Source organism: Mesorhizobium sp. M2E.F.Ca.ET.219.01.1.1, from assembly GCF_004016445.2.
Lineage (GTDB): Bacteria > Pseudomonadota > Alphaproteobacteria > Rhizobiales > Rhizobiaceae > Mesorhizobium.
The window spans coordinates 38028-56180 of sequence record NZ_SADT02000002.1 but is presented as its reverse complement, the minus strand read 5'-3'; the positions used below and the strand labels follow the sequence as shown (position 1 = coordinate 56180).

Genomic DNA, 18153 nt, shown 5'->3' with positions numbered 1-18153 from the left:
CGCCCATAACGCCCTTTCCCGCATCGCCTGCCGCATATGAAAATAGACCGCAACGCGATGGAGTGCAGTCTGCGATCCAACTTTCGAAGCGACGCAACGACCCCGATCGACTCATCAGCCCCAAGAGAACAAATAAGGAACATATCAGCCCCGAAATTCGTTGGGAAGACAGTTTGAGAGTGGTTCGTCCATGGGTCAGCCGGCCGCCAGCCCTGCTATCGCCGCGCTTCGCGAGCGAATCGCGCGCCTCGAGGGCGGGCCGACGCGTAACCGTGCGTCGCTTCCCTTCGGCGTTCCCGCCATCGACAAGGTCCTGCCGGGAGGCGGGCTGGCGCTCGGCGCGCTGCACGAGATCGCCGGCGGCCGAAACGGAGCGATCGATGGCGCCGCGGCGGCGCTTTTTGCCGCCGGCATTACCGCTCGAACCAAGGGCAAGGTGCTGTGGTGCGTTACGCGGCAGGATCTCTTTGCGCCCGCCCTCGCCCAGGCCGGTCTGCTCCCAGGCCGCGTCGTCTATGTCGAGGCCGGCGACGAAGCTTCCGTGCTCGCCTGTTTCGAGGAAGGGCTTCGCCATGGCGGGCTCGGGGCCGTCGTTGCCGAACTGGCTCGGCTCTCAATGACCGCCTCCCGCCGACTGCAACTTGCCGCCGAAACCTCCGGCGCCATCGGCATCGCCATCCGCCGTTGGCGCCGACAGACCGAGGCGACCGATTTTGGACAACCAACCGCTGCGGTCACCCGCTGGCGGGTCACCGCGCTCCCCTCCCGCCCCCTGCCGGTCCCCGGTATCGGCCGCGCTCGCTGGCAGCTCGAGCTGATCCGGGTGCGGGCTGGAGAAAGCGCCGATTTTGAAGTGGAAGCCTGCGATGACAAGGGTCGTCTCGCTCTATTTTCCGACCTGGCCGACCGATCGCCTGCGGCGCGCCATGGGCCAATCCGCGCCCTCGGTTGAAACCCCGGTCATCATGCTCGGCCGGCAGGGAAACCGGCGGCTCGTGCTGGCCACCGATGCGGGGGCGCGCGCGGCCGGCCTGCGCGTCGGCATGCCGGCGAGCAAGGCCCAGGTGCTGGTGCCCAACGTGCAGAGCTTCGACCTGGATGCCGCCGGCGATAACGCGGCACTCGATAGAATGGCGCTCTGGTCGCTGCGCTATGCGCCAATCGTCGCCGCCGATCCGCCCGATGGCCTGATCATCGACACCACGGGCACCGACCATCTGCATGGCGGTGAGGACGCCATGCTCGAGGGACTCGTCTCGCGCATGGCGTCCTCCGGTATCGAGGCGCGCGCCTCTCTCACCCTGCGCTTCGGGCCCGAACTCGGCCGTCGCCTGGACCAGGCCATGGGGCGGCGAAGCGAACCCTTCGAGCCCGCCCGCTCTCCCGAACTCATCGAGGTTCGCCGGGCCTTCGGCGAGCCTATCGGCGCCGCCGAGACCATAGCCCGCTATATCGGCAAGCTCGTCGCGGCGCTTTGCGAAGCGCTCGAGGCCAAGGGGCTCGGCCACGCCGGCTAGACCTCCTGTTTCATCGTGTCGACAACCGCATCGAGGCCATTCGCGTCGGCACCGCCGTGCCAGTGCGCGATGTCAAACGGCTGACCCGTCTCCTTACCGACCGGATCGAGAGCGTCGATCCCGGTTTCGGCATCGAGGTGATGACCCTGGCCGCAACGCTCGCCGAGCCCTTCGGAGCCAAGCAGATCATCTCCTCACTGGTCGAGGAGCCGGAGCCCGACATTACCGATCTCATCGACGTGCTTGCCAACCGTATCGGCGAGCAGCGGCTCTACCGCTTTGCCCCGGTCGAGAGTGACGTGCCCGAACGCTCAGTCCGCCGCATCGCACCGAATGCGCCGGACGACGGGACGAGTTCGCCCAGTGACTGGCCTCGCCCGGCGCGTCTGCTGACCCACCCCGAACCCATTGAGACCATGGCGCTGCTACCCGACCATCCGCCGGTCTGGTTCAGTTGGCGCGGCATCCGGCATCGCGTCGCGCGGGCAGACGGTCCCGAACGCGTTTTCGGTGAATGGTGGCAGCGCGACGCCGAACTAATCGCCGTGCGCGACTATTTCCAGGTGGAGGACGAGTCCGGCGAGCGCTTCTGGATCTACCGCGCCGGTGACGGCGAGGATCGCGAGACCGGCTCGCACAAATGGTTCCTGCACGGGGTCTTCGCATGACCACCCCGCGCTATGCCGAATTGCAGGTGACCAGCCATTTCTCGTTCCTGCGCGGCGCCAGCTCTTGCGTTGAGCTGTTCGCGCAGGCGGCGGCGCTCGGCATTGAGGCCTTGGCTGTAGTCGACCGAAATTCTCTAGCCGGCATTGTGCGGGCACATCAGGCCGCCAAGGACACCGGCGTCAGGCTCGTCGTCGGCTGTCGCCTCGATCTCGTCGACGGCATGTCCCTGCTCGTCTATCCCACCGATCGGGCCGCCTATTCGCGTCTGTGCCGGCTGCTGACCCTCGGCAAGAAACGCGGCGGCAAGGCCCAATGCCATCTCGAATGGAGCGACCTGGCCGACTATGCCGAGGGCCTGATCGCCGTTCTCGTTCCCGATCGGGCTGACGACAACTGCGCGATGCAACTGCGTCGCCTGCGGGAGACCTTCAGCGATCGCGCCTATCTGGCCCTCACCTTGCGTCGCCGACCCAATGACCAGGTCCGGCTGCACGAACTCGCAAACCTTGCCGTCCAAATGAGGGTGCCGACGGTGGTGACGAACGACGCTCTGTTTCACGAGCCCGGCCGGCGCATCCTCCAGGACGTAGTGACCGCCATTCGCCACAACATCACCATCGACGAGTTGGGGTTTCGGCGCGAGCGCCACGCCGACCGCTATCTCAAGCCGCCCGAGGAGATGGAACGCCTGTTTTCGCGCTATCCGGAGGCGCTTGCGCGTACGGTCGAGATTGCCCGGCAGTGCCGCTTCTCGCTCGACGAACTCGCCTACCAGTATCCCGAGGAAAAGATGCTGCCCGGGCTGACGGCGCAGCAGGCGCTCGAAAAGCTCACCTGGGAAGGCGCGGAGCGCCGCTATCCCGAGGGCGTCCCCGACAAGGTGGTGGCTGTCATCAAGCATGAACTGCGCCTGATCGAGATCCTGCAATACGCCCCATACTTCCTGACCGTGAACGCCATCGTGCAGTTCGCGCGCAGCAGGGACATCCTGTGCCAGGGCAGAGGGTCGGCAGCGAACTCCGCCGTGTGCTACGTGCTTGGCATCACCAGCATCGATCCCGAGCGCAACAATCTTCTTTTCGAGCGCTTTGTCTCGCAGGAGCGCAACGAGCCCCCGGATATCGATGTCGTTTTCGAGCATGAGCGGCGCGAAATCGTCATGCAGTGGGTCTATGAGACCTATGGCCGCGACCACAGTGCCCTCTGCTCGACCGTGGTGCGCTATCACACCAAAGGTGCGGTCCGCGACATTGGCAAGGCTCTCGGCCTGCCCGAGGACGTCACCAAGTTGCTCTCGCCCCAGGTCTGGGGCCACGGCGAAGGCATCGACGAGACGCGCGCTCGAGAGCTCAATTTCAACGTGGCCGATCGGAGGCTGCGGCTGACGCTCGAACTGGCGCAACAGCTCGAGGGCACGCCCCCGCATCTGTCACAGCATCCCGGCGGCTTCGTTCTGACCAATGACCGGCTCGACGACTTGGTGCCGATCGAGCCCGCCCGCATGGCCGATCGCCAGGTCATCGAGTGGGACAAGGACGACATCGACATTCTCAAATTCATGAAGGTCGACGTCCTGGCGCTTGGCATGCTCACCTGTATGAAACGCAGCTTCGATCTGCTGGCCGAGCACAAGGGCATGACCCTCGACTTGGCCACCATCCCGGCCGAAGATCCGGCGACCTACGCCATGATCCGCAAGGCGGACACGATCGGGGTCTTCCAGATCGAGAGCCGCGCCCAGATGTCGATGCTGCCCCGCATCAAGCCGCGCACCTTCTATGACCTGGTGGTCGAGGTCGCCATCGTCCGCCCCGGTCCGATTCAGGGCGACATGGTCCACCCCTATCTGCGCCGCCGGGAGGGCAAGGAGCCGGTCGAGTTCCCGACCCCCGAGCTCGAGCGCGTGCTCGGCAAGACCTTGGGCGTCCCTCTGTTCCAGGAGCAGGCCATGCAGGTCGCCATGGTCTGCGCCGGCTTCAGTGCCGGCGAGGCCGACCAGCTGCGCCGCGCCATGGCGACCTTCAAGCACACTGGCGGCGTAAGCAGATTTCGCGACAAGCTGATCGGCGGCATGATCGCCAACGGCTATACGCCGGAATTCGCCGCGACCACCTTCAAGCAGCTCGAAGGCTTTGGCAGCTACGGCTTTCCCGAAAGCCATGCTGCCAGCTTCGCGCTCATCGCCTATGCCTCGAGCTGGATGAAATGCCACCATCCCGAGGTCTTCTGCTGTGCGCTGCTCAATTCCCAGCCAATGGGCTTTTACCTGCCGGCCCAGATCGTGCGCGATGCCCAGGCCCACGGGGTTGAGATCCGGCCGGTCTGCATCAATGCGAGCCGGTGGGATTGCACGCTGGAGCCGATTGGCGAGGACGGACGCTTCGCCGTCCGCCTCGGCCTGCGCCTCGTCAAAGGGCTAGCCAATGCGGACGCGGCGGCGATCGTAGCAGCCCGGACTGACGAGCCCTTCGCATCCATCGACGATCTCTGGCATCGCGCTGGCATGCCGTCGGCAGCTCTGGTCCAACTGGCCGAGGCGGATGCCTTCCGTTCCAGCCTCGGTCTCGCGCGCCGCGAAGCTCTATGGGCACTCAAGGGGTTGCGCGACGAACCCCTGCCCCTCTTTGCCGCCGCCTCGGCGCGCGAACAGAAGACAGTCTCGGAAATCCATGAGCCCGCTTTGTCGCTTCGGCCGATGACGGCCGGTCGGGAAGTGGTCGAGGATTACGGCATGTCGGTCTCACCCTGCGCAACCATCCGCTCTCGTTCCTGCGCAGTGACCTTGCCCGGCGCGCCATCGTCACCTGCAGGGAAGCGATGCAGGCGCGCGACGGACGCTGGCTGGAGGCGGCCGGCCTTGTTCTTGTCCGTCAGCGGCCCGGCTCGGCCAAGGGCGTGATGTTCCTGACGATGGAAGACGAGACCGGCTCTGCCAATGTCGTCGTCTGGGTCAAGGTTTTCGAGAAGTATCGCCGCGTGCTGCTCTCCTCCTCTATGCTCAGCGTTCGCGGCAAGATTCAGCGTGAGGGCGAAGTGGTCCATCTCGTTGCACACCAACTCATCGACCTTTCGGGGGACCTTGCCAGTGTGGGCAACCGCGAGACGCCGTTTCCCCTTCCGCATGGGCGAGGCGACGAAGCTCGTCACAGGGGACCGGGAGTCGATCCGCGGAGCTTACCCAGGGGCTTCAGACCACGTGACCTCGTTGACCCCACGTTGCAAATAGGTGAGGAGCCGGGATTTTCACTAAGCGACGCCCTAGCCCTTCAGTTCGCGCATGCCGGCTTCAAGGAAGCTCGACAGCAATGCCTCCATCGCTTCCATTGGGTTGTCCTGCTTTTCCTCGCGGAGCTTTTCGACCTGCTCAACGAACCCCGAAAGCAGGCCTCGCATCTTGTCTGGCGATTCTTCCAAACGTCTCAGCATCTTCAGCGAATTGTGGCTGTTACCGAGAAACTCTGCGTTCCTTTCAGTGATCTCGGCCAGCATCTCCTTGCTGATGCGTTCACTCGGGGCGGCAAACTCACCGTCGATCCAGTCGACGTAAAGTGAGGCGTTCTTGGCTTGATTTGATCTCTCGTGAAACGCCTCCTGGCTGTCCTTGAATGCCGCCATCGCGCCGTCCCAGTCACCACGCAATCTGGCCTCACTCTCCGCCTCGGATGCCTTGAGCATATACGCATTGGACTTGTTCTTCGACGCATGACGCGCGAAGGCGGACAGGACCTTCTTCTGATCGACGTCAAAACCGACAACCAGGCTGACTGCCCAGGCACCGAGGCTGTCGACCTTCGAGCATTCCTCGAGCGATATCTGATGCAGACACAGCGCCCGTGCCACAGCGCCTGCTTTCGCCAAGAGCTCCGCCTCGACAAAAAGGCGTTCCGCGTTGTCGAATGTCTTTTCGGCTCCTCGGACGAGAATGTTCAACGATACCCGATCCGACTTCGCCGCTTTCTCCACTATGCCGTCCCGCTCTTTATCGCTCATCCCTTGTCCAGCTTATTCCAGTCCGCCGCGCCCGTCACTTCGGGCGCGCCGGCGACGATTCCGTGCAGCCATGTCACGATACAGTAGGCCCGCTCCTCTGCCGGCCGATGGTCCATGAAATCCCCTCCCCGCTCACGATCCCGGAAACCTCCTTGCCGATGTGCCGCTCGAGCACCGGCCGCCATGGCACCAGCGTGAACTCTCGCGACTTTTCAAGGACGGCATTATTTTCCGCTGGCAAGCTCGACGGAGCGACGGAGCCTACCCTCCACTCGTCTCCAGACCGGGCTTCGACATAAGACAGTCCAAGCTCCTCCGACAGCTGCCCGGCAACACGGTTCAGTTCGCGCTGCCGTAACATCGAAAGCATGTTGGCGCGATAGACGATCCGATCCTGCTCTTCATGCGCGAGGCCTTGCGCGATCAGCCACTGCCGCCGGCGGGCTTGCGCCTCGCGAACCTCACGCCCGAACCCAGAGTCGCGCAACGCCTCCGGTCTCTCCGCACCCAGCTCCCGGTCGAGCCAGGTGGCGCCGTCGAAGGTAACTTGGCGCTCCAGCGGCATTGATGAGAGCTTGTCGACAACGACAGGCTCGGCCCTGGCCCGCTGGCGCTCGTATTCCGTGACACGATCGAGATGGTCTGGCGAGACGAGCCAGGTGCCGTTCGGCTCTCGCTCGACGCCGCCGGTCGCGCGGCGGATCGCCTCCAGCCGCCGTACATGCGTTTGCGCAAAGCTCTCGGTGGCGGATGTATCATGCCTCAGATGGATATCGACGTTGTAGCGACCGCCATGCGCGCCGGCGACTTCGGCGACGGTGCGGTCAACCCGCCTCGGCTCGGTGTTCCTCGGCGCGACACGCACGATGCAGCCATCAGGCATCGGTTCTATCGCCTCGCCTCTGCCGATGTCGATCCAATGGCTCTTGCCGTCGACGCCCTCGACGATCAGGTAATGCCGGTCATTGATTTCGTCGGCCAGCCCGCGCGCGACGACGCGACCGACGAGAAGTTGGATCGGCTCGCCGGATCGATCGTGGATTGCCCAATCGGCGGCACTGCGGGCGAGCCCCTTGCCGCTCAGCTCGCGGTGCATGGTCTTGATGATGTCGCCGCGCTCGCCAATACGGCGCAGCGTCGTTTCGAGCTCATCACCGAGACGCCAGGCGCCAGCGCCGACTTCCTCGGCCAGCCCCATGCGCTCGAGCTTGCGCAGGCGGCCTTGGTGCAGCGTCTGCCGAAAGGCGTCGCCGCTCGCCGGCGAGACCAGGCCGTCATCATCCCGAATGCTGAGCAGCCGACGGTCGATGCTGGTAAAGCGTTCCTGCTCGATTTCCTGGCGCAGGCGCTGCTCGATCTCGCGATCGGTGCGTGGACCAAGATCGAGGCTGACCAGCTCGGCGGCGCGCTCGCGGATGCCGCTCGAAATATACTCACGCGCGATGACGAGATTGTCGCCGCGGTCGTCCTTGCCGCGAACGATGATATGGCTGTGCGGATGGCCGGTGTTGAAATGGTCGACGGCCACCCAGTCGAGCTTCGTGCCGAGGTCTTCTTGCATCTGCGCCATAAGGCGCCGGGTGAGCGGCTTGAGGTCCTCGTACTCGATGCCGTCCTCGGGTGCCACGATAAAGCGGAACTGATGCCGGTCGCCGTTTGCGCGATCGAGGAACGCCTTGCCGTCGACGCGGTCGCTGTCGGCGCCATAGAGCTCGCCAGGTTCGCCCTCGCGGGTGACGCCGTCGCGCTGCAGATAGCGCAGGTGCGCACGCGCCCCGTCCGCGCCCTTGCCGGCGAGCTTGACGATCCGCGCCTTGACGACGACCCGCCGCTGCCGGAAGGCGGCATAACGATCGCGCGATTTAAGCAGCGCCGCGGCGGCCCCGCCGCGCCCTGCCCGGCTTCCGGTGAAGCGTCCGCCGTGCTGCGGCCGGCCGCCGGCCCTGTTGATCGCCGCACGGAGCTGGCCGGCATAGCGTTTGCCGGCCTTGGAGCCGCGGGCGCCTATCTTGCCGAGCTTCGGTCGGAACTCGTCATCCTTCATGCCCAGCCTCCGGCCGCAACAGAGTCGAATCAGCCACTTGCGGGTCCCTGCTCTCCTGACGCAGGAGGGAGCCTCCAGTAAAAACGATGTGCAGACAACGACTTGGCCGGCTCGTGGAGGCGGTGCCTTTATCTTGCCTTACGCGCCCCGCCCCCTCTGGACGCGCCCCGCCCGCCACCGCTAGTGATCCGGCTCTTTCGGCAGCCCGCCTTCCTTGCCGAGCGGGACGAAGAGATCCGCGTTTCGCGCGCGGGCGCGAATACCATCCTGGAGGAAGAACAGCGACCGTCCGGAGGGAGCGTTTTGCGCCTTTGGAGCGACAGATTTGCCGTTGGACTTGTCGATGTCGTCGCCTGAAACTCCGGCCGCCTTGAGCTGTTTGAGATAGTCGACGGTCTCCCTTGGCAGGAGTTTTCCATGCTGCAAATGGTCGTCGTAGCGCGCGGGGCCTGCGTTGTAGGCGGCAAACAGGCCTGGAAATCCGAAGCGGTCATACATGGCGCGCAGATAGGCTGTTCCGGCGAGAATATTGTCGCGCGGATCGTGCGGATCAGGCCCAAGGCCGTGTTCGACCCGCATCTCCGCATAGGTGCCGGGCATCACCTGCATGAGGCCGACCGCGCCGGCGCTCGAGGTGATGGGGTGGCCATCGCGCATCGTGTTGCCGCCGCTTTCGGCATCCATGACGGCGTAGATCCAGGCCTTGGGAAGACGAAAACGCCGGCTCGCTTCCGCCACGAACTCCTGCCAGTTTCGCAGCTGCGGAGTTTGGGAGATGGCGACCGGCTCGGCGCCGGTCGAGGCGGAACAGGCGCATGGCGCGATAGCGAGCACGCCGAACAGCAGGAGGGTCACTCGGTCCATAGCGGCACGAGCCTCCCGATGACATTTTCGGCCGACACCGGCCCGAAATAGCGACTATCGAAGGAGTGATTTGTCTCACTGCCGAGCAGGAACACCTCGTTATGGCCGAGCGCCCGGCAGCCATTCCACCAGGGCAAAGTTCGGCCCTTGGCGTCGACCTTGAGCCGGCGCGCGACGATGTCGCCGCCGATGATGATCGCGTCGTGGAAGGCGCAGACATGCTCGCCGGGCAGCGCGGCAAGGCGTTTAACCAGCGGTATACTGCGGGGCAGATAGCCGCGTTGGTCGGCGAGATAGGCCACGAAATCGGGCGTGCGGACGAGCACGAGATCGTCGCGCGCGGGGGCTCCGGCAGCGACTCGATAAAGCCCGACCGGCGCACTGGCGGAGGCGTTCCAGACCAGCAAGGGCGTGGGTTTTGCGAGCGTGGTGAAGCCCAGAAGGCCGAGGCCAATCGCGGCAATGGCGATCGTCTTGCGGGCGCGAACGCGCCGCAAGGCGCTGCCGATCAGACGGATGGAAGGGCTCCGGTTCACGACTGGCCTCCCTCGTCGGACGGCGCGGAACCGTGCTCGGAAGTAGCGTCCTGGGGATGGCCTTTCGACCATTCGTCGAGCTCGTCGATGTGATAGCGGACATAGCGGCCGTGCTTGCGGAATTTCGGGCCGCCGCCCTTGAGCCGCATCTTTTCGAGCGTGCGTTGGGAGAGCCCGATATAGAAGGCGGCTTGCGCTGTGTTCAGAAACGGGCTGCCCTTCTTGGCGCGGGCGGCGCGTTCGTTTTCGTCGTCCATGATGATCCTCGTGTCTTCAAGGAGAAGCGACGGCGAGGATGGGCGAGCGGGATCGCGTCGGGGACGGGCGAAGAGTCGGGGGCGAGTTTTCGCCGCTTTTTTTGAGGTGAGCCCCGCGCCGGCTGCGGCGCGAGGCTCCAGTGTCCGCCGTTCAGTCGACGGGATTCCAGATAATGGCGTAGGTGTCGTCATCGTCCTGGCCGGCGGCGCGGCCGAGATTGGCGTAGAGCTTGCGCGGGCCGAACTCCGGGGCGGCGATGGAGAGGCTCACATAGTCCTTGCCGGAAGCCTCGCCGATGCGGATCCAGCCGGCGCCGACTTCGACGCCTTGGGTCAGCACCCGGAAGTCGGGATGGGTGTCGGCGCTCTTGGCCTGGTTGGGCACGATGTCGATGTCGGCGCGGACGCTGAGCGTCTTGAGCTGGCCCTTGTAGCCGCCATTGTCCTGCTTGGTGACGTATCCGATCGCGGTCATGTTGGTCTCCTGTTTTGCTGTCGCCGGGGACCATTCCCCTGCGATGGCGGACCGTGATGGGCGCATCCGGCCCGCCTGAACCCGATAGGGCCGCAGCGGCAGCGAAGGACCCGAGCGGGCGGCTTTTTTGAAGCGAAGCGGCGCGAGGAGCCGCCGCAGGCGGCGGGGAAAAAAGCCGCCGGCCGAGGGTTTCGGGCGGGCCGGATCGCCCATAGGTCGACAAGCCAGCCGCAGGGAAATGGTCCTAAAACACGCTTGGGAGACAGTTGCGCGATCGGCTGACACGGCAAGCAGGCGGCGCGGCGGGTACCGAGCTTGGCACGGCTTCAGACACCGCAGCCAGCGGGGACGTGCTTATCCGAGATGCGCCTCTGCGAGCATTCCCACGTGGCGCAGGGCTGGCGAGATGCATCGAACTGACGTCGAGATTGCGCGTACGGTGCGCACCGAAAAGTCCCAAAAGTGCGGCCGGTACCGCCCGAGAAGGTGCCCCAAGCGGCGGCTCTCGAAGTGCCGCCGCCTGGGGCTTGGTCGATTATTCCGACACGAACAGGTGCCGTACCTTGGCCCACTGGTCGGCGGTGCGGAAGCCGCCGCGATTGGTGTAGCTTTGGGCAGGGAATTTCATCCAGCGCGGCAGCCAGGCGTCGACTTTTTCCCTGCCGTTCTCGCCCGCGAGAAAGTCGCGGATGATCTTCTTTTGCGTCTTCACCTTCTCCGAAACATTGCCGTCGGCGACAGGCTTGCCGCCGATATCGGCGAGCATCAGATTGGCGATTTCCCTGTCGCGCAACAACTCGAAAAACGCGTCGTCGGCCTGCCAGCAAGCGGACATGTCGACATTCAGATGATTGCCGAGCGCCTCGATGACGGCGCTGCCGGCTTCGAGCGTCTCGGCCATGACGATGGCGAGAACGCGCAAGACATCGTCGTCGGAGAGCGCCACCAGCTTTGCTAAGACGCTGGCGAGGGCGAAGGCGTCGCCATTGCCGCCTGCGACCGCGCCGTCCTCGTCCGGTTGCCCGAGCAGCGCCAAAACCTCGCGCCGCTTTTCGGCAAAGGCGGCTTCGGCCTTGCAGGCCGCCACGCTGGCGCCGACCGTCTCGTTGGCGGCGCGCTGCGGCTCGCAGCGCACCTGCCACAGGCTTGAACCGGCAATCGCATGCGCCACCATGAGGCGCAGGGCAATGGCGGGATGGTCGAGCAACGCGGTGCGCACGGCGGCATGACGGTGCAGGTCGACATAGTTCTGCATCGGTCCGGTGAGTTCAGGTCGTGACGGCTTTGCGACCTGTTCTTCCTGCTCGCCGCCCCCTTCATTGGCGCGGGCGCGGCGCGCTTCCTTGCGCGACAGCCAGCCCTCGTGACACTCGACCTCGCCGCGATGCGAGACGGTAATGACGACCTTGCCGCCCTTTTTCTTCGGCGTCTTTTCGTGGTCCCATGAGTGGAAATACTGGCCGGGTTCGAGCACGTTCACTTGCGCCCATCCGGCCTCAAGATAGGCGTCGCGTCGGGCGGCAATCGCCTCGTTCTGCTTTAGCCAGAACAGGTCGGCATCGGCAAAATAGCTGTCCTCGCCGAACAGGTCGGAGACGATGAGGCCGGGATAGTCCTCTATGGCGAACAGCGCCACCTTGGTGGAGATCGACTGGCCGCCGAACAGCCATTGCTTCAACTGGAAGCCGCGCGGCGCGTATTGTTCGGGATCGGCATAAAGCGCCAGCCAGTCCTTCTGCTGCGCTTTGGACGCCATGGTGAGATAGCGCGCCGTCTCGGCGTCAATTTCCTCGCGGCGGTAGGCTTCGCGAATTTTGGGCAGAAGCTCGCCGAGCGCCAGAACGCGTTTCACCTGAAGCTCGGTGAGGCCGAAGGTGGCTGCGATGTCGGCAATGGCGCGGCCTTCGCGGATCAGACGGGAGAAGGTTTCCCATTGCGAGACTTCGTCGGGATCGAGGCGGGCGATGTTTTCGATGAGCGAGGCTTCGAGCGCATCGGCGTCGTCGCCATCCTCCATGATGGCGCAGGGCAAGGCATCGCTTTCGCCGCGCTCGTCGGCGAGCGATTTGGCGGCGAAATAGCGTCGCCGTCCGGCGACGATCTCGAAGGTTTCGGGCGAACCGTTGGGCCGCACCAGAAGCGGCACGAGGACGCCGCGCGCGCGAACGGACGGCAGGATATCGGAGATATCCGGCGCGCGTTTGCCGTGGCGCATGTTGAGTGCGGAAATGTTCAACCGATCAATTGGGATATGGGCAAGCTGCATGATTTGTCTCCTTCGGTTTGGTTGAGGTTTCCCCGCCGCAAAGGCCACGAGGCCGGCGCGGGCGGGACGGTTTTCGCACCTAGCGGCGCGTCTGTTCCGCCGTATCCGGCGGAAGCTCGGAATGGGGTTTTGCAAGCCCGTCTGCTGCCTGTTGCAGCAGACGCTCCTCCTCGGTGATGTGGCCGGCGTGGCGCGCGGCTTCGGCATAGACAGAGAGCGGAAACCGCCCCTGAAAATAGAGGTCGCGCTCGATGCCGAGCCCAAGCCGGCCCTTGACGCTTTCAAGTTCGGCAAGGCTGACGTTGCCGAGTTCCGGAAAGCCGAATCCGAGGTCGCAAAGCCCGAACAGTGTGTCGCCGTCCATATCGAGTTCGGTCAGAAGCCAGGTCGCCGGCCCGGTCGGATCGAACAGTTTCAGCACCGGAACATGGTCGTTTTCCTTGTCGGCCGCGCCATTGGCGAGCAGTTGGGCGCAAAGGTCGTCGGTGATCAGGATCATGGCAAAGTTCCTTGTCAGAACAGGTCGGTTTGGTTGCGTATGCACTCGTCCAAGAGGCCGAGATCGGGTGATTTCTGCTCCGCGCGCGGGCGCATCGGCGCGTTCGTGAGAAGGCAAAATCGGTCGCGCGTGTTGACGGGCCGCTCACCGGAATGAGGGTCTCGTCGCCTTCCGGCGTCGTCTCGGTCGGCAGCGTTTGGGGATTGCGCGCACTCATGCCGCGATCTCCTGCTGATCGCTGCCTTGGGCATCGGCGTTAGCGCCGAGCAGGAAATCGGCGGCTTTCGAGGCGTAGCTGGCGGCGCGGAAGATGGCGCGGTTGTCCTCGCGCAGCACCGTCAGCCATGAGCCGATGTAGTCGGCATGGCGCACGGTCGGCTCGATGCCGAGCGTGGTACAGACAAAGGCGGCGGCGATTTCGGCGACCAGTTCCTCGCGCGCATAGGCCTTGCAGCCGAACGAACCGGAAAGATCGCGCGCAAGCCGCGTCGGGTGTCCGGTCCAGTGGCCAAGCTCGTGGAAGCAGCTGCGGTAATAGTCGATCTGGTGGAAGAAAGCGGGCTGCGGCGGCACCTGAATGAAGTCGCTGCCCGGCATGTAGAAAGCGCGATCGCAGCCGATGCGAAAGTCAGCGCCGGTTGCATGAATCAGCGCCTCGGCCTGCGGGATCATCTCGCGTTCTGGCAGCGGTTGGGCGGCGGCATAGAGGTGGTCGGGCAGGTTGTCGCACTGCGCGACATTGAAGACGGTGAAGCGCTTCAGATAAGGCACCGCCTGCGGCTCGTCACCATCGGCCTTGGCGCGTTCCTTCTCGTCCTTGGGAACAAAGCGGTCGGCATGGACGATGGTGGTGCCGTGTTCGCCCTTCCTGACATTGCCGCCAAGCGCAAGCGCCTGGCGGAAGGTGAGCCAGTTCTGGCTACAGAAACCGCGCTCGATGACCGCGCCCCAAAGGATCAGGATATTGATGCCGGAATAGGCGCGCCCGCTGGCCGCGTTCTTCGGCAGGCCGAGGCCGGCCTTTGCGCTGCCCCATGGCTTGACCCATGGCACGGTGCCGCGCTCCAGTTCGGCGATGATGCGGTCGGTGATTTCCTGATAAAGGCTGGCACCCGTGCGCCCGCCGCTGCCCGCGCCAGCCTTTCGGCTGCCGGAACGCTTGCTGTTTGCACGCATCGTCTGGTCCTCCGCTCTTCAATTCCGCGCCCTCCCCGGAAGCGGGGTGGGCGGCGAAAGCGACCGGAAAGGCCCGACGTCAAAGGCGAACCGCATCCGAAGGACCGGAACGAAGAGGAGGACCCGGAGCGGCAAGCGAAGGGTTGCGGGATGCCGCGGCGGGCCTAGAAGGGAGTGCCGCCCACCCCGCGCCACCGGGGAAGGCCAGCACAAAAAACCACGCCGGCCGAGAGGCCGGCGACCGTCAGCAGCCGAAAGGCTGCCTCTCGCCAGGGGGCGAAGCCGCAGGGCCGAGACCGCCTGAGCTTGCCGAAGACAAGCGGGCTCGGTTCACGAGCACCCGGCGCGCGCCACAAGGCGCGCGGGCGCCCCTATGCCGGCTAGTTGCAAATGTCCCTTCGGCGCGGTGGTTTATGAGGTCGCAAGCTCGGCCAGATGGCAAAGATCGCCGAGAAAACCAGTGCCACTCGTCCAAATCTGACGGACCAGGCATGGGAACTGATCTGAGCGTTGAGCCGTCCGCTCGAGGGTGAGGTGATCAATGCGATGCGCTACCGGCTTGCGGCCGGATGCTGCCGATCTGTCTCGCTCACGCGAGTCTGATGACGACCCGCAAAAAAAGGGCGCCCGGGAACAGGGCGCCCCTTCTCATCGACGAAATGCTCGGATTGGAGGTCCGTGATCAAGCACTTCCCCGACAATTTCTTCAAGCCTCACCACAATGGTTCAGCCACAAATTGAAGGCTCGCAGTTACCGCTTCGAACGCGGCGAACGGCCCTTCAATCCTCAGAACGAGCGCTGGAAGCGGAGGAGGCCGCCGATGCTGTTCTTCTTGTCGGCAGCGGTCCAGTTGCCGAACGGCGTGCCGTCGTTGAAGTGACCGTAGTGATCGTAGTCAACTTCCGCGGTGACCGTGAGACCGGGGACGACGTCGTAAGCGACGTTAGCCGCCACGCCATAGTTCTTGTCCTGGTCACCCGAAACCTGCAGGTTGAACGACGTCTTGGGATTGAACTTGTAGGTACCGCCGGCCCACCAGGCCCAGTGACCGCCCCACTGCTTGTAGAAGTCGCGACCGCTTGCGAAATCGAGCGAATTCTTGTCGGTGCCGTAGCCGAACATGGCGAACAGCGACAGCTCGCTGGTCACGTTGAAGTCAGCTCGAACCTTGCCGGCCCATTCTTCGTAGTTGCTGTCATAGGCGACGACGCCGGCGATGGCACCCCAGCCCTGCGTGTACTTCACACCGCCGACGACATGCGGAACATAGCTGTCGATCGTGCCCACGTAGAAGACATTATTGACGTCGACCGAACCTTCTTCGAGCGAGATCACGGCCGAGAAGCCGTTGCCGGCATCAAAGTTGTACTGGATGAGGTTCGTGGAGAAATCACCATAAGGAACGATGGTGTCGTTGAGAACGTTGCCGGCATAGCCGATGAACGAGTCAAAGGCCGAATCATCCAAACCGACCCGGAGCCCACCAAGCTGGATCCAGGCAAAATCCATCGTAACGCCCTTGTTGTGGGCCTGATTGCCGTCTTCGCCAGCGTAGTAGGCGCTGTTGCCGAAGTTGAATTTCGTCTGGGTGTAGGTCTTCAACGTGCCGAGCTCAGTTTCCTGGCCGGTCCAGGTCTTCAGCGCGAAGCGGGCGTTCTTGTGCCAGGTGCCCTGGTCCTTGCCGTTGAGAACGTCTGTCGAACGTGCGCCATCGAAGCTGCCGACATCGCCAGCGCTGATGTCGTAACGGACATAGCCGCCAATGCGCAGGCAGGTTTCGGTGCCGGGGATGTAGAAGTAGCCAGCGCCGTAGACGTCGCAGATCTTGACGTATTCAGCCGGTTCCGGCTCGGCGACGACGACGGCGTCGGCGGCGCGCGCACCGGAAACTGCGATCAGGGCCGCAGCGGAGCCGAGAAGTAGGCTCTTGATGTTCATACTTGATCTCCTTGAATGATTTGAAAAGGGCGAGGACGTCGATAGACGAACCGTTCCCTATCCCCACGATCGAAAAAGATGCGCATCGCGATGCATCCTTCCCGGTTCGAACGCTATTCACCGGGCGGAATAGCGCAAGTTCAAATTCCGTTCCACTGCAATATGTACCAGTATTAGTTGTATTTTTATCACTAAATAGCCGTTATTACTTGCACAAATTGAACAACTATACATTTGTACAAACCGCACAATTGGCACATTCACTGCTTGCGGCCACATCGAGCGTGCGCGAACAGCCAACGACGCCGACGAATCGTCAGATAGATCCAATCAGAGAAATAGCCTGGGCGGCCGACGCAACAGCTTCTGTGTTCATGCCTTCCCTGAGCAATTCGACAGGAACACGACCCTTGAGCAGAGGCGACGGGCTGATCAGCCACAGCCAAGCCAGTCTGGGATCGGAGATCGAGGAAAGGACCTCCCGGATTCCGGGCATAGGCCTGCCGTCGATGAACTGAGCCAGGGGAAATACATGCTTGCGGGAGCCTCTGCGAAAGGCAACCACATCATTGTGCCGCTGCCACCAATGTAGCGTTGACCGCGGTATTCCAAAACGTCTCTCGAGATGCGTCGACCCCGCAACTGGACCGGCCCACTCAGCAATGCGGGCGCCTTCTCTGGGATGATCTTTCAGAAGCGGATGCCCAAGGGGATGATCGGCGGGCCGCGGTCGCGAAGCGATCTCACACGCCTGAGCATCCAGCCGTCGCGCTGCTTCGGCCTCGAGTCTGCCAAGAAATTCGGCGACCACGGCGGTCGAGTTGTCGGAAGGAGAACCCGAAAGCGCGCCAGCAGCCTTGTCGCCCTGCTTTGCCTCATCGCATTGGGCAAGAATGCGCTGCACCTCCTTCAAGACAAAGCTTGAAAGCTCGCTCTGGCGTTTTTCATCCGCAAGATCACTCGGTCCGGACATAGGTGGCTTTCCCAATAGGATTCCCTCAACAGGCCGCCGAAAGAGCGTTGAAGACATGAAGTTTGGAGAACTGCGATGTATTGCGTTTTCGCACGCATGCGAACTAGCAGCCGTCTCGCGGCCTCAACCTGGTGCCTCTCAACAAAAAGGGGAAGAACGTCGATTGACGACCATCTTTGCCCCGACGACCGAAACGGACGCACATCGCAGTGCATTCTTCGCAGCGCGAAGCTACCCATGGCTCCCATTTGCGCAAGGGCAAAGTTTATCTTTCAGAGCTATATAAATTAGACGTTGCTTTTATGCAACTATGTCTCGAATTTTACTTGGACAAATTGAACGTTTGCACATTTATAGGTACTATTTTCCATATAAACTTTGTATATGGCATTTAACAGCGCATACATGCTTCACTGTTGCCGAATTACCTTGGTCAGTGCGCGGCACCTCTCTCATGCCAAACGTAAAAGCCGGTCCTCAGGACTTCTCATCATGCCAGATCGCTCGATCCACTCATGCGGGCTTCCCCGGCAGCGAGAGCAGGTTTTTCCGGTGCTTCAGCGGTCTGGGTCTGCAACCAAAGGACCAAGCGAGGCTTCCTCATTCACCAGCAGGACCCATGCTCACGCCAGTCACATCGAGATCGAAGGTAAGATGTGGCATTTCGCTTATTGCAGGCGCCGGAGCATATCTCTGCGGGCGGGCGTTTGTCCCGCTAGCTGCGAGTATGCGCGACGTGGTGTTCAGTTCGCCAATATAAAATTCTGGACGATATCATCGCGTTTGCAGATGGCCCGTCCCTAGGAAACCGCGCTGCTTCGCCGCTCGCAAGGTCGTCCTGAATGAAACACTCTCCCGCGCCGCGCGAACGACGCTCAGCGCCGTCTCGTAAGTTGGTTCATGGTGGTACAGCGAGGAGGGAAATATATGACACCGGCGGCCGGAGAA

12 protein-coding genes and 2 pseudogenes are annotated in these 18153 nt (G+C 63.3%); 3 read left to right on the top strand and 11 right to left on the bottom strand.

Translation table 11 applies throughout. From position 1 onward, the window contains the following. The first annotated feature begins 190 nt into the window (after positions 1–190). The 3 genes and pseudogenes from EN862_RS10695 to EN862_RS10685 form a co-directional block, all read left to right on the top strand. Positions 191–952, top strand: a complete 762-nt coding sequence (locus tag EN862_RS10695; RefSeq protein ID WP_126101820.1) for an ImuA family protein — start codon at positions 191–193, stop codon at positions 950–952. After that, positions 867–2185 (top strand): annotated as a pseudogene (locus tag EN862_RS10690) (DUF6504 family protein). The gene EN862_RS10695 and the pseudogene EN862_RS10690 overlap by 86 nt, the downstream one beginning before the upstream one ends. After that, positions 2182–5324, top strand: a pseudogene (locus EN862_RS10685) (error-prone DNA polymerase); the annotation flags it as partial. The pseudogenes EN862_RS10690 and EN862_RS10685, both read left to right, overlap by 4 nt. Before the next feature lie 120 nt (positions 5325–5444). Here the strand turns inward: EN862_RS10685 and EN862_RS10680 are convergent. The 11 genes from EN862_RS10680 to EN862_RS10630 form a co-directional block, all read right to left on the bottom strand. Continuing rightward, the gene (locus tag EN862_RS10680) at positions 5445–6176 is read right to left on the bottom strand and encodes an AbiV family abortive infection protein (RefSeq protein ID WP_126101821.1); all 732 of its coding nucleotides are present in this window, start codon (positions 6174–6176) and stop codon (positions 5445–5447) included. A gap of 73 nt (positions 6177–6249) precedes the next feature. Next, entirely contained in the window at positions 6250–8220 is a 1971-nt protein-coding gene (rlxS, locus tag EN862_RS10675) for a relaxase/mobilization nuclease RlxS (protein WP_126101822.1), read from the bottom strand. Positions 8221–8400: 180 nt separating this feature from the next. Then, positions 8401–9084: a lytic transglycosylase domain-containing protein gene (locus tag EN862_RS10670; protein WP_126101823.1), complete on the bottom strand. Its 684-nt coding sequence runs from the start codon at positions 9082–9084 to the stop codon at positions 8401–8403. Then, the gene (locus EN862_RS10665) at positions 9072–9620 is read right to left on the bottom strand and encodes a S26 family signal peptidase (protein WP_126101824.1); all 549 of its coding nucleotides are present in this window, start codon (positions 9618–9620) and stop codon (positions 9072–9074) included. Before EN862_RS10665 ends, EN862_RS10670 begins: the two co-directional genes overlap by 13 nt. Next, a complete protein-coding gene (locus tag EN862_RS10660; RefSeq protein WP_126101825.1) occupies positions 9617–9877 on the bottom strand; it encodes a helix-turn-helix domain-containing protein in 261 nt (86 codons plus the stop codon). The genes EN862_RS10665 and EN862_RS10660 overlap by 4 nt, the downstream gene beginning before the upstream one ends. A 151-nt stretch (positions 9878–10028) precedes the next feature. Further along, a complete protein-coding gene (locus tag EN862_RS10655) occupies positions 10029–10352 on the bottom strand; it encodes a DUF736 domain-containing protein (protein ID WP_126101826.1) in 324 nt (107 codons plus the stop codon). Between the two features lie 535 nt (positions 10353–10887). Then, positions 10888–12618, bottom strand: a complete 1731-nt coding sequence (locus EN862_RS10650) for a ParB/RepB/Spo0J family partition protein (RefSeq protein WP_127229475.1) — start codon at positions 12616–12618, stop codon at positions 10888–10890. A gap of 79 nt (positions 12619–12697) precedes the next feature. Beyond that, on the bottom strand, positions 12698–13117 hold the full coding sequence (locus EN862_RS10645; protein WP_126101827.1) for a DUF2958 domain-containing protein: 420 nt from the start codon (positions 13115–13117) through the stop codon (positions 12698–12700). Between the two features lie 213 nt (positions 13118–13330). Next, complete coding sequence (locus EN862_RS10640) at positions 13331–14293, bottom strand: zincin-like metallopeptidase domain-containing protein (protein ID WP_126101828.1); 963 nt, start codon at positions 14291–14293, stop codon at positions 13331–13333. A 787-nt stretch (positions 14294–15080) separates the two neighbouring features. Further along, on the bottom strand, positions 15081–16232 hold the full coding sequence (locus EN862_RS10635; RefSeq protein ID WP_126101829.1) for a porin: 1152 nt from the start codon (positions 16230–16232) through the stop codon (positions 15081–15083). A 316-nt stretch (positions 16233–16548) separates the two neighbouring features. Next, positions 16549–17205: a hypothetical protein gene (locus EN862_RS10630; RefSeq protein ID WP_127229476.1), complete on the bottom strand. Its 657-nt coding sequence runs from the start codon at positions 17203–17205 to the stop codon at positions 16549–16551. Positions 17206–18153: the final 948 nt, after the last annotated feature.

Excerpts from the sequence above, each read along its gene's own strand:
- EN862_RS10695 (WP_126101820.1), top strand. The coding sequence starts at position 191 with ATGGGTCAGCCGGCCGCCAGCCCTGCTATCGCCGCGCTTCGCGAGCGA.
- EN862_RS10680 (WP_126101821.1), bottom strand. The coding sequence starts at position 6,176 with ATGAGCGATAAAGAGCGGGACGGCATAGTGGAGAAAGCGGCGAAGTCG.
- rlxS (WP_126101822.1), bottom strand. The coding sequence starts at position 8,220 with ATGAAGGATGACGAGTTCCGACCGAAGCTCGGCAAGATAGGCGCCCGC.
- EN862_RS10670 (WP_126101823.1), bottom strand. The coding sequence starts at position 9,084 with ATGGACCGAGTGACCCTCCTGCTGTTCGGCGTGCTCGCTATCGCGCCA.
- EN862_RS10660 (WP_126101825.1), bottom strand. The coding sequence starts at position 9,877 with ATGGACGACGAAAACGAACGCGCCGCCCGCGCCAAGAAGGGCAGCCCG.
- EN862_RS10655 (WP_126101826.1), bottom strand. The coding sequence starts at position 10,352 with ATGACCGCGATCGGATACGTCACCAAGCAGGACAATGGCGGCTACAAG.
- EN862_RS10650 (WP_127229475.1), bottom strand. The coding sequence starts at position 12,618 with ATGCAGCTTGCCCATATCCCAATTGATCGGTTGAACATTTCCGCACTC.
- EN862_RS10645 (WP_126101827.1), bottom strand. The coding sequence starts at position 13,117 with ATGATCCTGATCACCGACGACCTTTGCGCCCAACTGCTCGCCAATGGC.
- EN862_RS10640 (WP_126101828.1), bottom strand. The coding sequence starts at position 14,293 with ATGCGTGCAAACAGCAAGCGTTCCGGCAGCCGAAAGGCTGGCGCGGGC.
- EN862_RS10635 (WP_126101829.1), bottom strand. The coding sequence starts at position 16,232 with ATGAACATCAAGAGCCTACTTCTCGGCTCCGCTGCGGCCCTGATCGCA.
- EN862_RS10630 (WP_127229476.1), bottom strand. The coding sequence starts at position 17,205 with ATGTCCGGACCGAGTGATCTTGCGGATGAAAAACGCCAGAGCGAGCTT.